Source organism: Butyrivibrio sp. NC2002, from assembly GCF_000702265.1.
GTDB lineage: Bacteria > Bacillota > Clostridia > Lachnospirales > Lachnospiraceae > Butyrivibrio.
This window is the reverse complement of record NZ_JNKZ01000004.1, coordinates 403,187-418,619: the sequence shown is the minus strand read 5'-3', so window position 1 is coordinate 418,619 and position 15,433 is coordinate 403,187. Positions and strand designations below refer to the sequence as shown.

Below are 15,433 nucleotides of genomic sequence, written 5' to 3'. Positions count from 1 at the left end.
TTCATATCAACTATGCGTTTAAGTTTAGCTTGCGCATAATAATTTACATTACGCAGTAATAAGTGTACCTGCCTTACCTTTAAGCGCATCGGATACCTTTGCGATAGAAGTGATAAGAACGCTGCCTTGAGGATTAGTCTTAAGGAATGAGATTGCTGCCTCGATCTTGGGAAGCATATTTGTCTCACCAAACTGATTTTCTTCGATGTACTTTTCACAAGTGGCAACATCCATCTTCTCGATAGGTGCCTGATCTTCTTTTTCAAAGTTAGTGTAAACGCAGGGAACGGATGTAAGGATGATAAGCTTGTCTGCGCATAAGTCAGAAGCAAGTTTTCCTGCAATTGCGTCCTTCTCGATAACTGCGGAAGCACCCTTTAATACGTGCTTTTGCTGGATTACAGGTATTCCGCCACCGCCGCATGCGATTACAATCTGGCCTGCATCTGAAAGAGTTTTGATAGTATCAAGCTCAACAATTTCAAGCGGAGCTGGAGCTGCAACGATACGAAGATAGCCTTTTCCGGGAACTTCCTTTACGAAATTGCCCTTCTTTATCTCGTTGTCAGCATCTTCCTTGGACATGTATCTGCCGATGACCTTGGTCGGAGAATAGAAGGCTTCGTCGTAAGGATCAACTACAACCTGAGTTAAGATCGTGCACACAGGTGTGGATATTCCGCGGCTTGTGAGCTCACTCTTAAGTGAATTCTGAAGGTCGTAACCAACGTAGCCCTGACTCATTGCGCTGCAGACGCTCATGGGAGCGGGTGTGTAATCGATGTAGATTCTGCGCAGCTCGGTCATAGCCTTGTGGATCATGCTGACCTGTGGACCATTACTGTGTGTGATGTTGAGCTGATAGCCTGCCTCTGCAAGATCTGCGAGTGCTTTTGCGGTAAGCTTAACTGCTTCCATCTGCTCAAGAGTGGTATATCCAAGTGCCTCATGACCCAGAGACACTACTGCCTTTTTGTTCTCCATATTGTGTTCCTCCAAGGTTTACTGTTTTCATAACCAGCTTTACACTACCTGGTGTAAAAAACAAATTATCACTGGTTTGGCGGCATCTTTTGCCACCGAAAAAATGTATCTCCATTATATCACGATAAATTTAATATATCTGCCCCGTTTTCAATAAGGCTTGCAAAGGATGCTTCGAGCGCTTCTTTAAGGGGAAGTGCGATATCTGAAAGTCCGTATTTTGAAGGAACATCTACAGATATCTTTTTAATATCCAGATAGATTTTCATGGCGACCTGCTTATCCTTCATCGGGATCATCCCAAACAAAGTCGAGCCGTAGGTTTTAGAATCTGCGCATGAATACAGATACCTTGCGCCAAGATCCAAAAGCTCAGATTTTAACTCTTCATCGGGCTCAAGCTTATTTCCACTCTTGTCACATAAGAGGAGACTATTTAGATATGTAATGACCCTCTTTTTTCCGCTATTTTTAAAAAGTGAAAAAGTGGATCCGCTATCCTCAGATAAAAGCATCATAAGTGCGAGCATGAAATTGTCTGTCCATTTATCGCCGTTTTTCTTAAAGCGAAGATCAAAGATTTCAAGCGCTCTTTTGGTGTCTGGATAGGGATCATCACCTAGTTTTTCTGTAAGATAGTCTCTTCTTTTTCCAAGGTCATCTATGCTGTGGTGATCAAAATTCGCATCATCAGGCGATAACTTATTTTTATTTAACTGCATAAAAACTCCGATTATTTATTCTCTCCCGCCATCTCGAGCTTGTTGTGGCGTCTGTCGTATGTGAGGATTCCGTTTACTTCTTCCTCGACGTCGCTAAGCTGAGTGTAGACGCAGCCTGCAAGTCCCTTCTTTTTGAGGGAGGCAATCGTCTTATCCATGAGATCTCTGTAGGCAGCTGCGAATTCTTTGGGAGTGTCATATTTCTTGTAACCGTAGATCCTGTCTACGCTTGAGTGCCCTTTTATGTAGCAGGTAAATCCGCCAAACTCGGATATTACGAAGGCACGTTTCTTTTTATCTTTTATTACTTCGAGCTTTCTGAAGTAGTTGTGGACGCTTCTAAAGTCGCCGCCGTTTTCGTCAAACCATCCGCTTGCCTGGTCGATAAGCCTGTTATCGTGGAAGTTTCTGGCAATTATCGTAGCTGCAGATGCGTTGAACTGTCCCCAGCCTTCATTAAACAGAACCCACACCGAGATGCTCGGAACGTTTATGAGGTGCTGGATAGTTTCTTTCAGTTCATGAGTCCACTCACGTCTTCCTTGCGCTGAATGCCTTGAAAACATGCGGTAGTTGATCGGGCCGTCAGGCATATGACCAAATACATTCGGGAAAAGAGTGGGAAGGTAGCTTACAACGGGCTTTGCGTAGGATGAGCCGCCGCTTACCATATCCTGCCATACGATCATTCCCAGTCTGTCGCAGTGGTAATACCATCTTTCAGCTTCAATTTTTATATGTTTTCTGAGCATGTTAAAGCCCAGTCTTTTCATCTCTTTGATGTCGAAAATAAATGCCTCATCGCTAGGCGCGGTGTAGAGTCCGTCCGGCCAGTAGCCCTGGTCGAGGATTCCGTTTAAAAAGTACGGACTGTTGTTCAGATAAAAAAGAGGAGTTCCGTTTTTATCAAGCTGCCTTGTAAATGAGCGCATCGCAAAGTAGGAATGAGCCTTGTCATCACCCGCGGATATCTCGAGGTTATACAGATACGGAGACTCCGGGGTCCAGAGGTTGGGCTTTGGAATAAGTATCTTTGCGGTGTAAACATACTGCGAGGAATACTTCTGCTCTAGGCTTGGAGAATAGCGCATCTCTCCGCCTTTTGAAGTTTCACCTTCTGTTTCAGCGATGACATTTTTGCCATCCATATCAAGAACCTTGAGTGAAACCGGAAGCGCCGCATTTGAATAAATGCTTATTTCAACGTGCTTAAGGTCAGTGCTTGGGAAAATTCTGTAGGCTGTGATGTGAGCCTTCGGAACTACCTCGTACCAGACGGTCTGCCAGATTCCACTCTGTGCGGTGTAGTACATGCCGCCTCTTTTAAGGGTCTGTTTGCCCCTGCTGTGGAAAGAAGAGTCACTGTCATCCTGAACGCGCACGATAAGTGTGTTTTCGGAATCGCCTTTCTTTAAGGCATTAGTGATATCCATGGTAAAAGGCAGGTATCCGCCGTTGTGAGAACCTATGTGGTGATCGTTTACAAATACCACGGCGCTCTGATCAACTGCTCCAAAATGAAGAAGGACTCTCTCTTTATTTTCATCAAAAGAAGGAGAGATGGAGCGCTTGTAATACAGGTATTGTCCGGGTTTTAGCTGCTTTTCAACTCCCGAAAGTATAGCCTCCGGAGAAAAAGGAACAAGGATCTTGCCCTGGAACTTTGCGGGTATCACGTCGTTTTTGGTGATCGCGTAGTCCCAGACTCCGTTTAGGTTTTCATAGCTTTTTCTCTCAAATTGCGGACGGGGGTATTCCTGTAAAACGTTTTCTTTTTTCAGGGAATCGCCCCAAACCGTTGTGAGTCTGTGCAGGACATCGTCCTCATGAGATTTGTCTATAGCTTTTATTGCGTCAATTAAGTCCATTTGTGTTTGCTCTTTCTTTGTTTTGATGGAAAAGTGCTACTCTGTCCTGATAGAATGCTGCAAATGAAGCGCTCATATACACGCTTATCCATAGAAGCGGTACAAACAGCGCGATTATTCCAAACAGATAAAGTGGAATAAAACTGAGAATCAAAAGGAAGAATTTGAATTTATTGCCCTTCATGATCATTGTGCTCATTTTCAGGATCTCGATGGGAGATTTGTCCGGGAAATCCTGCAGGATGTAATATGCCTGTGAAAAGTTAAGATACATAAAAAAGTAGATAAGAACAACTACTGTAAATGCTGCGATAATGCCGATAAAAAGCGGGCTTTGTGTCATTCTGTGAAGTTCCAGATATCTTATGCCCATTAAAAGCCCCGATACTGCTATGGAGCAGATTGCAAAAGGAAGCTTTATAAGGAGCGCCTTGTCCGGGTGATGCCTGAATCCGTGGAAGATATCATTTACGGAAACTGGCTGTGCATAGATCACGTTCATGTAAAGATATGCGAATCCCGATTCAAATATGCTAAGAAGGAGAGAAACAAGAAATGCCAGCACAAAAAAGATGATGAGGGTGATGATGCTCTCCGGCATTACAGCCAGCGAGATAAAGTTATTTACGAATAATTCAATGACTTTGTACAAAATAGTAGCGCCTATGAGGGTACCGTATTGTCCAAGAAGTCTTTCTCTTGCAGTAGCCTTGATAAGCGCTGAATTTTTGGGTTGTCTCATGTTTTCCTTTCAAGATAATCTATACGGCGAAATCAACATTTGCACCGACAAGTCCGCTTGCTGCGTCCCTTCCTTTCTGTGCCTTGGAATATGGATTATCTTCATTTTTATACATTATTTGTGTCGTAGTAAGACCGCCTGCTACGTATGTCCTGCCACATTCCGGACATACTGCGGTTTGTATTTTTACGGATGCCTGAATGACTTTGCCGTCTTCCTGTGCAGCCTTTTTATATGCATTTGCAACGTGCTCCTGCTCGTGACCCCTTACTCTTGCAGGTGCAGCCTCGGGAGATATGTGCTGAGCCGACTTAAATGAAACGTTCTCATCAGAGCCGTCTTGATATTTCCTGTTTTTGCAGGTCTCACATTCAGCCGGTGATGAACGCATTCCTGGCTTTTTTTCTACGGACTCGCCGGGATTAAGGGTGACTTTTCCTGCGCTGTCTGTGCTCTGCGCGCCAGCACCCTGAGCCGTAGCCGCTCCGTATTGAAATGGATTAAAACCACTAAAACCTATACCACTTATTCCACTCATAAGCCCATCCTTTCTCCGGGATGATCTGTCCCGAAAGACAGTACTTATGCAGTTCCCCACTCTGCTAAGCAAAACTATTCAAATGTGATACCAAAAGAGTCCTTAAGCTCTTTTAATGAGTCATCAAGGCTCTGTCCGCTAATTGCTTCGGAATACTTGTTTACTATGGTCCTCGCTTCAGGATCAGTGAAAAATGTCACAAATGCCTGAACAAGTAAAAAGTAGCCGATCGCCATTCCGATAGTTCCAAAGATGATTCCCCTTTTTGCCTGGGGAAGGAGTTTCTTATCAGATCCTCTGGATAAAAGTGCAAGTACAACGGCGATTCCTCCGAGTATTATCGATAAATATACCGTCAGCAGAAGCGCCACTGAGATAAGACCTACTGTTGAAGCTGCCGTAGCCATTACTACGTTTGGATTTAGAGGATTGTGGGTCTTGTTATATTCATAACTTTCTATCATAAGATGCTAAAAAGTTCCTCCTTTTGTCAAAAAATTCTAATACTTCAATATAAGTGTACCGCAAACAGAGCACAAAGTGTATTAATTTTTGGTGAAATATAGGGTATACTTAAGACGTTGCAGACTTTTCTGCGACTATCATTTTTCAAAATATCAAGGGAGTTTTCATTTCTATGGATATCATTCAGAAGATCAAAGAGGAACTGGCGGTTGAGAAATGGCAGGTTGAGGCAGCAGTCAAGCTTATTGACGAAGGCAACACCATACCCTTTATTTCCAGATACCGTAAGGAAGTGACCGGTTCACTTAATGACGAACAGCTTCGAAACCTCGGCGAACGCCTTACCTATTTAAGAGGCCTTGAGGAAAAGAAGGAGCAGGTCCTTGCCAGCATCGAGGAGCAGGGCAAGCTTACAGACGAACTGAAAGAGAAGATTATCGCTGCCGAGACGATGGTAGCGGTTGATGATTTATACAGACCTTACAGACCTAAGAGAAAAACAAGAGCTTCGGTCGCAAAGGAAAAGGGACTTGACGGACTTGCAGATATCATAAGAGCGCAGGAGACCACAAAGTCTCTTGTTGAGGAAGCAGCTCCTTATGTCAATGCAGAGAAGGAAGTTAAGAACATACAGGAAGCAATCCAGGGCGCTATGGATATCATCGCTGAGGAAATCTCTGATAATGCCGACTTCCGCACATATATCCGTGAGGAGACCTGGAACCAGGGATTTGTAACATCTACTGCCAAGGATGAAAAGGCAGAGAGCGTATATGAGATGTACTACAACTTCGAGGAGCCTGTAAATAAGATCCTCGGACACAGAGTACTTGCTCTTAACCGCGGCGAAGCTGAGAAATTCCTTACTGTTAAGGTAACAGCTCCCGAAGAGCAGATTATCAGATTCCTTGAGACAAAAGTCATTACTAAGGACAATGCGGAGACTACTCCCATTCTTCAGAATGTGTGCAAGGATGCTTATGACAGACTTATCGCACCTGCAATCGAACGTGACATTAGAAATGAACTCACTGAGAAGGCAGAAGACAGTGCTATAGGCGTATTTGGCAAGAACCTTGAGCAGCTTCTTATGCAGCCTCCTATCGCAGGAAAGACCGTACTTGGATGGGACCCTGCATTCAGAACAGGCTGCAAGCTTGCTGTCGTTGATGCAACAGGAAAAGTCCTTGATACCAAGGTTATTTATCCCACAGCTCCTCAGAACAAGGTTGAGGAAGCAAAGGCAGAACTCAAAAAGCTTATCAAGAAATATGATGTTGACCTTATTTCAGTAGGAAACGGTACTGCTTCAAGAGAGTCTGAGCAGGTGATCGTAGAGCTTATTAAGGAGCTTGATAAACCCGTTCAGTATGTAATTGTTAACGAGGCAGGAGCTTCAGTATATTCTGCAAGTAAGCTTGCTACTGAGGAATTCCCTCAGTTTGACGTGGGACAAAGAAGTGCAGCATCAATCGCAAGACGTCTTCAGGATCCTCTTGCAGAGCTTGTTAAGATCGATCCCCAGAGTATCGGTGTTGGTCAGTATCAGCACGACATGAATCAGAAGAAGCTTGGTGAAGCCCTTTCAGGCGTGGTAGAAGACTGTGTTAACAAGGTAGGTGTTGATCTTAATACAGCATCAGCTCCGCTCCTTACATATATTTCAGGTATCAGCAAGGTAATTGCTAAAAACATCGTTGAATACAGAGAAGCAAACGGCAAGTTCCAGAGCAGAGATGAACTTCTTAAGGTTCCAAAGCTCGGGCCCAAGGCTTATGAGCAGTGCGCAGGATTTTTAAGGATCCATGATGGTAAGAATGCTCTTGATGATACAAGTGTACATCCTGAATCCTACGAAGCAGCAGAGAAGCTTATGGATAAGCTCGGTCTTACCATGGATGATGTAAGGGAAGCTCAGAAGAAGAGCGCCAAGGCTAAGGCTGATGCCAGGAAGGCAGAAACTAAGGGCTCTGCTGATAGAAACAAAGGAAAGAATCCTAAGAAGGAAAAAACATTTGTTGTCAAAAATACCGGCACAGCTATGGGAGCAGCTCTTGCAGCAGCACTTGGCGGAGTAACTCTTAGTGCAGATAATGGATCTTCCGGGTCAGCTTCAGGAAAAGGCGGAGATTTCGGTAATGGCAAGAATTCCGCATCAAACAGTGGTAAGAATGCAGCAGGTGATATAAATTCAGCTCTTGCAGGCGGAAGCCTCCTTAAGAAGGTAGGCGACAAGAAGAAACTCGCTGAGGAACTTGGAGTTGGTGAGATAACTCTTACAGACATCCTCTCAGAGCTTGAGAAGCCTTCCCGTGACCCCAGAGAGAGCATGCCCGCTCCTATTCTTAGAAGCGATGTCATGGACATGAAGGACTTAAAGCCCGGAATGGTTCTTAAGGGAACGGTCAGAAACATCGTAGACTTCGGTGCGTTCGTTGACATAGGTGTCCACCAGGACGGCCTTGTTCACATCTCTCAGATCACAGACCGCTACATCAAGCATCCCCTCGATGCTGTAAGCGTCGGAGACATCGTTGATGTCCAGGTCCTCGAAGTAGATGTGAAGAAGCAGAGGATCGGCCTCACAATGAAGATAAAGAAATAAGTGAAGATGCGCTGACAGTAAGAATTCTTCATGCGTATTTGGAGGGGGCGCCCGGGGAATGAAAAAGCCCCAAGTCGGCATGAGAACAGGGGTACTTGTTGCATTTTCGCTTTTGAAGCAGACGTCTGTGGAATGAAAAAGCCCCAAGTCGGCATGAAAACAGGGGTACTTGTTGCATTTTCGCTTCTGAAGCAGACGTCTGAGGAATGAAAAAGCCCCAAGTCGGCATGAAAACAGGGGTACTTGTTGCATTTTCGCTTCTGAAGCAGACGTCTGAGGAATGAAAAAGCCCCAAGTCGGCATGAAAACGGGGGTACTTGTTGCTTTTTCGCTCTTGGAGCGGGCGTCCGTGGAATGAAAAAGCCCCAAGTCGGCATGAAAACAGGGGTACTTGTTGCATTTTCGCTTTTGGAGCATACGTCTGGGGAATGAAAAAGCCCCAAGTCGGCATGAAAACGGGGGTACTTGTTGCTTTTTCGCTCTTGGAGCGGGCGTCCGTGGAATGAAAAAGCCCCAAGTCGGCATGAAAACAGGGGTACTTGTTGCTTTTTCGCTTTTGGAACGTGCGTCCGTGGAATGAAAAAGCCCCAAGTTGGCATGAAAACGGGGGTACTTGTTGCTTTTTTGCTTTTGAAGCAAGCGCCCGAGGAATGAAAAAACTGGAAGATTTATAAATTTTTGTTAAAACATCTTGCAAGAATGAAATTTATATAGTAGTGTATCTTAAAGATATGACAATTCCATATTGTGACATTTCTCTTATTCAGAGTGGTGGAGATACATAGGATCTGTGAAGCCACGGCAACCCCGGACATCCGGAAGGTGCCAACCTGAGCGTAGTGAGTAAGTGATCAAGTGCCGCATTGCTTTTATATTAGCGGCAGGATCTGCGAGCAATAAGAGGATTTGATTATCTGATATCAGGTCCGCTTGGCGTCGCTAAGCGGACTTTTCTATTTGTTCCAAAAGGAATAGATAGCACTACGTAGTATGCACGAACTGCAGAGAGGAAGATTGCACTGCAATTTCGCAGTTGTGCGCAAGATTTACAAACAAATCTTGAATTTAGTTTTGATTGCGCTAAGAGCGCAGAAAGGATTTTTAAAATGGCAGAAAAGTTTATTTTTACTTCTGAGTCAGTTACTGAGGGACACCCCGATAAAATTTGCGATAACATCTCTGATGCTATCCTTGATGCTTGCCTTGAGCAGGATCCTATGAGCCGTGTTGCTTGTGAGACAGCTGCTTGCACAGGTTTTGCACTTATCACAGGTGAGATCACAACCAAGGCTGTTGTTGATTATGCTAAGATTGCAAGACAGACTATCTGTGAGATCGGTTATGACAGCTCAGAGAAGGGCTTTGATGGTAACACATGTGCAATTATGGTAGCTCTTGATCAGCAGTCAGCTGACATCGCTATGGGTGTTGACAAGGCTATTGAGGCTAGAGAGAACAAGATGACTGATGAGGAGATCGAGGCAATCGGTGCCGGAGATCAGGGTATGATGTTCGGTTATGCTACAAATGAGACAGAGGAGCTTATGCCTTACGCTATATCTCTTGCACACAAGCTTACAAGAAAGCTCACAGAGGTTCGTAAGAACGGAACTCTTCCTTATCTTAGAGCTGATGGTAAGAGCCAGGTTTCTGTTGAGTATGATGAGAATGGTAAGCCAGTTAGACTTGAAGCTATCGTTGTTTCAACTCAGCATGATGAGAAGGTTACTCAGGAGCAAATCCACACAGACATCAGAAAATATGTTATTGATGCAGTTGTAGATGCAGCTATGGTTGATGAAAATACCAAGATTTACATCAATCCCACAGGCCGTTTTGTAATCGGCGGACCTCAGGGTGATGCAGGTCTTACAGGTCGTAAGATCATCGTTGATACTTATGGCGGAGCTGCTCGTCACGGCGGCGGCGCATTTTCAGGTAAGGATTGCACTAAGGTTGACCGTTCAGGTGCATATGCAGCCCGCTACGTTGCAAAGAATATTGTAGCTGCAGGTCTTGCTGACAAGGCTGAAATCCAGCTTTCATATGCTATCGGTGTTGCACAGCCCACATCAATCCTTGTTGATACATTCGGCACAGGTAAGGTTTCTGATGAGAAGCTTACAGAGGCTGTTCGTAAGGTATTTGATCTTCGCCCTGCAGGAATCATCAAGATGCTCGACCTTCGTCGTCCTATCTACAAGCAGACAGCAGCTTATGGACACTTTGGTCGCAATGATCTTAACCTTCCTTGGGAGAAAACAGATAAAGTAGAGGAGCTTAAGAAAGCAGTTAATGCTTAACCTGAATTTAAAAAGATATTGTAATAAAGCCTGCCATAGCAATTGATGCCGTGGCAGGCATTTTTGTTGAATAGGAAATTTCTCAGAAATACCTATTCAACAAAAAACGCTCCGCTATGGATGCGACTCTTTGTTCTTGATGAATTAATTAAAACCATCTAAATTTAACACGAATTTAACTTTTAACATCATTATATATAAAAATGTTAACATAAAATTGTGCACAAAATAGAAAATATTTATGCATATTGACTGGATATTTCAGTAAATATAAAGTTAAATATGTCACAACAACACAATTTTATGAAAGAGGGTATATGATGAAAAGGTTTAGGGGTAAAAAAGTGTTAACAAAAACTCTCGCCGGTGTTTTGTCAGCGTCAATGGTAATTGGGGGAATGGCGTTTGATAATTCCATCAAAGTATACGCGGGAGATACTCTTCCCTATCAGGGCAAGAGTGCACGTGGTGTAAACCAGCCATATCAGCATGGCTACAGAGGAGAAGACTTATTAAGCTGGTCTTATAAGACAGATCCTTATGCTGAACTCTTAAGAGCAAGAGTGCCGCTTCAGAACAGGAATGAGGCTTTTGCTGCAACGCAGGCACATCCGAATCTGAGCACAGCACCTGAATATTTCACACTTACAGGTGATTACGGCAACGCTTTCTTTGACAGTTATCCTTATACAAATGAATTCAGCCAGCATCTTTTCAATTTCTGGCAATATGTAGATTATTACGGATCATGGCACGGTATGCCGACAGAGGAAGTTCCGCAGAGACTCTATAATTCTGATGGAGAGAGAAATGGAACATCGGACTGGCAGCAAAGAAGCTTTGAGTTTGGAATGATGAATCTTCCAAATCCCGGATATACCAATGCAGCGCATAAAAACGGCGTTCTTTCTATTGGATGTATTTTCCAGCCAAGAGCATATCAGCATTTTGACACTCTTCTTGTACAGGATGAGGACGGCAATTTCCCTTGCGCAGATAAGCTTGTGGAAATCTGCAGATATTTTGGATTCGATGGCTGGTTCTTCAACATGGAAGGAAGAAGCATAAGCGATGAGCAAAGAGAGCTTCTTGGCAGGTTCTTTGCTCAGATGAGAAATGAAGGACTTTACATACAGTGGTATACAGCGGACGGTTCATTTTCTCTTTCAAATACCGCGCCTCTTCTTACATCAGCAACTGAGGGCAACACAGAAGATGCACAGATGAGAGCACAGTCTGTTTTCCTTGACTATAACTGGAGTCAGGATGCCGCAGACAATGCAAAAAAAGTAGGACTTGATCCGTATAAAGCTGTTTTTGGCGGAATCGAAGCCGGCGGAAACAGATGGAACAACAATTATGACAAGTTCCTTGATTCAAGCGGAAATATGGTCATGTCAATTGCATCACTTGGAACAGACTTCGTGCAGACAGGCTTTTATGAAAACACAATGCAGCGCGAAGAAGATGAATATCAGTGGATAGCATTTGACAGAGAGCGCATGTGGTGGACAGGACCTTCATTTGATCCTACGGTAACACAGTCGGTATCCGATGCAGGAAGATCTGACCTCGACGCATCAAACGGCAGCTTCAAGGGCGTAGCAAATTATATCGCTGAGCGCTCTGCAATAAATGGCGATGTTTTTGAAACAGATTTTAATACCGGACATGGTCTTGAATACAGGAAAAACGGAACTGTTTCAAGCAGTGCTGAGTGGTCAAACATTAACGTGCAGGACTATCTTCCTACATGGCAGTGGTGGATCACCTCAGAGAGCGGAAATGAGATAGGCGCAGATTTTGACTACGGCGTAGCCAACTGGAAAAAGACAGACGGGTCAGCCCATGAACTTTCCTATGATCAGGTTGGCGCTTATGATGGCGGAAGCTCACTTGTCCTCTTCGGAAAAGTTGACAGCGAAAACTACGTAAGGCTCTATAAGACAGACCTTTCGGTTCAGGCATCATCTGACATGGAGATCACTTACAAAAAATCCTCCGAGGATGCGGCAAAACTTATGCTTTCGCTTGTGTTTAAGGACAATCCGGAGGAAACAGTAGATATCCCTGTAGAAGGAAGTGACGAAAAGGGCGACTGGAATACAGCTAAGATTTCCCTCTCAGATCATGCTGGAAGAAGTATCGCAAGTATCGGATTGAAAGTTACTGGTGAAGCAGATGATTACCAGATAAACATCGGTAAGCTGAGACTTTCAAATGGAAGCGCCGTTGCACCCGATGCTCCCACAGGAGTAAGTGTAAAAGAAGCTTATGACACAGGAGAAATGGTGGTAACATGGGACATCGCTCCTTACGATCAGGTTCAGGAATATAACATCTATGCTAATAAGGATGGCAAAAAAATCTGGCTTGGCGGAACCTATGATGACATCTTTTACGTTAAGGATACTGAGGGCATGGCTTCTGAAAACGGAGCTGCAGTCACAGGAATTGAGATTACTCCCGCTCAGGCAGAAGTTGAGAAAGGCGGCAGCATAGCTTTTTCAGCAAAGGAACTTGTAGAGGATATCGAAGCAGGAAAAGTTACTATCGAAGTTTGCGCAGTTGGAAAAGACGGCTTAGAAAGTGCCGGTGCAAAAGCTTCTCACGATTTTGTAAATGCGCCCTCTAATGTGTCAGTTGAAGCTACTGACGGTAATCTCCATGTTACATGGGATGGCGGATATGGGGATGTAACCGTTACAACAAGTTGTGAGGAAGAGCCTCGCACCTGGACAGGCTCCGGCGATGGAAGCTGTGACATAGCTGTTGCATCAGGAAAAGAAGCTGACGGCGCAAGATATAAGCTGACTATATCAAATGGCAGTTCATTTACAAATTATCAGGGAAGACTTGATGATAGCTACAGCGCTCCTTATGACGGAAAAGTCGATCCCGAGAGAAAGTGCTTTACAGGCCCGTCTTCAAGAGACTGGTACGTCCTTCATTACTGGTATATAGATGTTGACGATGAAGGAAATGAGACAAGAGGCGAAGAAGGCACCTACACAAGAGGCAAAAAGAGCCACGGCGAACTTAACAATGACTGGTCTGTTTTCCAGACTATAGGCGATGATGTGGACAAGATTGCAGTTGTGCTTGAAGACTATGCCGGAAATATGTCTGAAGAAGTAGTAATAGGAAACAGGACGACCATCAAAGTAGAGTGCAGTGAAAAGCAGGTGGCAGCAGGCGGAAGCATTAGCTTTACTGCAAAAGTAAGCAATGGTTCTGAAAATGAAGAAGAAAATGCTGTTGTTTGGAGCGTCTCAGGTTCAAGTGACAAAGAAAATACTAAGATTGACGAGACTGGTCTTCTTACAGTAAGTGAAAAAGAAACTGCACAGAGCATAAAAGTAAGAGCTTCTCTTGCAACAGACAAAAAGACATATGGCGAAGTAGAGATAGCTATTGTTCCCATGTACACTCTTGAAGCAGAAAGCGAAAGTGTATATAAGGGAGAACAGACTCAGTTCTATGTAAAGAATAACTTAACCAGTGAAAAACTTGATGCGGCAGGGTTTACATGGAGCGTTGCAGCAGAAAGAGCGTATTACTATGGTGATTTGAAAGACCTTGGAGCAAACACACAGGTTTCAGAACAGGGCATTCTTACAGTAGATGCTGCAGAGCAGAATACAAATCTTAAGGTAACTGCGGTTGATGAGAGCGGAGCACGCTTTGAAAAGACAGTTAAAGTAGAGGATCTTTACCAGATTACACCGCAGGGCTGGGATGATCATAGACGAGGTGAAAAAGTTCAGTTTGCAGTTGTAAATAAGAAAACTAATGAAGCGGTAGAAGGAACTAAGTTTGACTGGACTATCTCAGGTCTTTGGGGAGGCACTCTTGATTCAGAAACAAAAATAGATGAAAACGGATTACTGCATATTTCCAAAAATGAGAGTTCATATGGTGTCAATGTCAAAGCTAAGGACAAAGAGAGCGGACAGGAATTCTCAACAAGTTGCTACGTTGATACGTGGTCAGATCCGATAGAAACAGATGATGCAGATGAAGCAGATAAGAACGGAGATGAAACAGATCCTGAAGTAACTCCTGAAACAACTCCCGAGCAGAATCCCGATGCTACTCCTGAAGAAACGCAAAATGGAGAAGAAAACAAAGATCCGGAAGCAGATCCTGATGCAGCTCCCGAAGAAAATCCTGATGCTCAGCAGGGTGATAACTCAGGTGAAAATCCGGATAATGCACAAGGTCAGCCTTCAGAAAACAGTGAGCAGAAAGAAGATACTCCTGAAACACCTGATAATGCAGAACCTTCTGATAATACTGCTTCCGAAGAAGACAAAGGGGGTGATGGTTCATCAGAAAATGGCAATGCAGCAGGTGAAAGTCTTTCTTCCGATTCATCAAATGAAGAATCTACGGAAACAGTATCTGTAAACAGTGACATCAATTATGCTTCTGTAGAGCAGGAAGTTACGAGCGGAACAATTACTCAAAACGAGAGCAAATTTATCTGGAGCGTTGAAGGAGCATCAAGTAAAGGCACCAGGATAAGCGATGATGGAGTCCTTACAGTTGCTGCAGATGAAAGCGCAAAGACACTTACAGTAAGCGTTGTATATGCAGACAATACTCAGCTTAAGGCATCAGCAACAGTTACTGTTAAGGAAAAGTCCAAAGACAATGAAAAGGACAATAAAACAGAAAACGAGTCCAAGACAGGAACTACCACAGAAAGCGGAACTGAGACAGAGATTACAGTAGAAGGCGGCAAATCATACACAAGTGACTCCGGAGAAACAGTTAAGACTTCAAAAGACTGCAAATCCGTAACCCTTGTTAAAGCAGTCAACAAGAAAAAGACAACATTTGCAGCAACAGTTAAGATAGGCGGTAAAGAGCTGCCAGTAACTGTGATCGGATCAAAAGCTTCCGGCTCTAAGGCAAAGAAGATCGTCATCGACGGCGCAAATCTTACCAAGGTAAAAGCCAAGGCATTCGTAAACTCCAAGAAGGCAACCAAGATTGTAGTTAAGAATGTTAAAGAGGAATCCAAAGTCGGCAAGCAGATCATAAAGGCAGCAAATAAGCTTGCTAAGAAGTCCGGCAAAAAAGTAAAAGTTGTTTTCAAGTAAGCTAAATATTTTTTCTACTATATAAAGTGGGATCCGAAAAAATGATATGATCCTTCATGTGCAGATAAGGTAAATGGCCAAATCTGCCTATGGGGGAT

Annotated in this window: 9 protein-coding genes and 1 riboswitch; of the genes, 3 read left to right on the top strand and 6 right to left on the bottom strand. The window is 43.9% G+C overall.

The features are described from left to right. Positions 1–48: 48 nt before the first annotated feature. The 6 genes from arcC to T543_RS01965 all read right to left on the bottom strand — a co-directional run bounded on the left by arcC (position 49) and on the right by T543_RS01965 (position 5,318). Positions 49–984, bottom strand: a complete 936-nt coding sequence (gene arcC, locus T543_RS01990; RefSeq protein ID WP_035765166.1) for a carbamate kinase — start codon at positions 982–984, stop codon at positions 49–51. A 119-nt stretch (positions 985–1,103) separates the two neighbouring features. Beyond that, entirely contained in the window at positions 1,104–1,706 is a 603-nt protein-coding gene (locus T543_RS14965; protein ID WP_051638464.1) for a DUF6553 family protein, read from the bottom strand. An 11-nt stretch (positions 1,707–1,717) separates the two neighbouring features. Then, the gene (locus T543_RS01980) at positions 1,718–3,574 is read right to left on the bottom strand and encodes a glycoside hydrolase family 2 protein (RefSeq protein WP_035765163.1); all 1,857 of its coding nucleotides are present in this window, start codon (positions 3,572–3,574) and stop codon (positions 1,718–1,720) included. Beyond that, positions 3,561–4,316, bottom strand: a complete 756-nt coding sequence (locus T543_RS15550) for a DUF975 family protein (RefSeq protein WP_081829912.1) — start codon at positions 4,314–4,316, stop codon at positions 3,561–3,563. The genes T543_RS01980 and T543_RS15550 overlap by 14 nt, the downstream gene beginning before the upstream one ends. 19 nt (positions 4,317–4,335) lie before the next feature. After that, positions 4,336–4,854, bottom strand: a complete 519-nt coding sequence (locus T543_RS01970) for a hypothetical protein (protein WP_035765159.1) — start codon at positions 4,852–4,854, stop codon at positions 4,336–4,338. A gap of 74 nt (positions 4,855–4,928) precedes the next feature. Then, the gene (locus T543_RS01965) at positions 4,929–5,318 is read right to left on the bottom strand and encodes a hypothetical protein (protein ID WP_035765155.1); all 390 of its coding nucleotides are present in this window, start codon (positions 5,316–5,318) and stop codon (positions 4,929–4,931) included. A 173-nt stretch (positions 5,319–5,491) separates the two neighbouring features. Between T543_RS01965 and T543_RS01960 the strand changes: the two genes are divergently transcribed. From T543_RS01960 to T543_RS14960, 3 genes are all read left to right on the top strand, one after another. Further along, positions 5,492–7,924 carry a Tex family protein gene (locus T543_RS01960; protein ID WP_035765152.1) on the top strand — a complete coding sequence of 811 codons (2,433 nt, stop codon included), beginning with the start codon at positions 5,492–5,494 and terminating at the stop codon, positions 7,922–7,924. Between the two features lie 756 nt (positions 7,925–8,680). Then, positions 8,681–8,774: riboswitch (SAM riboswitch) on the top strand. A gap of 256 nt (positions 8,775–9,030) precedes the next feature. Continuing rightward, the gene (gene metK, locus T543_RS01945; RefSeq protein ID WP_035765146.1) at positions 9,031–10,227 is read left to right on the top strand and encodes a methionine adenosyltransferase; all 1,197 of its coding nucleotides are present in this window, start codon (positions 9,031–9,033) and stop codon (positions 10,225–10,227) included. A 344-nt stretch (positions 10,228–10,571) separates the two neighbouring features. Further along, positions 10,572–15,335, top strand: coding sequence for an endo-beta-N-acetylglucosaminidase (locus T543_RS14960; protein ID WP_197023911.1), 4,764 nt, complete (start codon positions 10,572–10,574; stop codon positions 15,333–15,335). Positions 15,336–15,433: the final 98 nt, after the last annotated feature.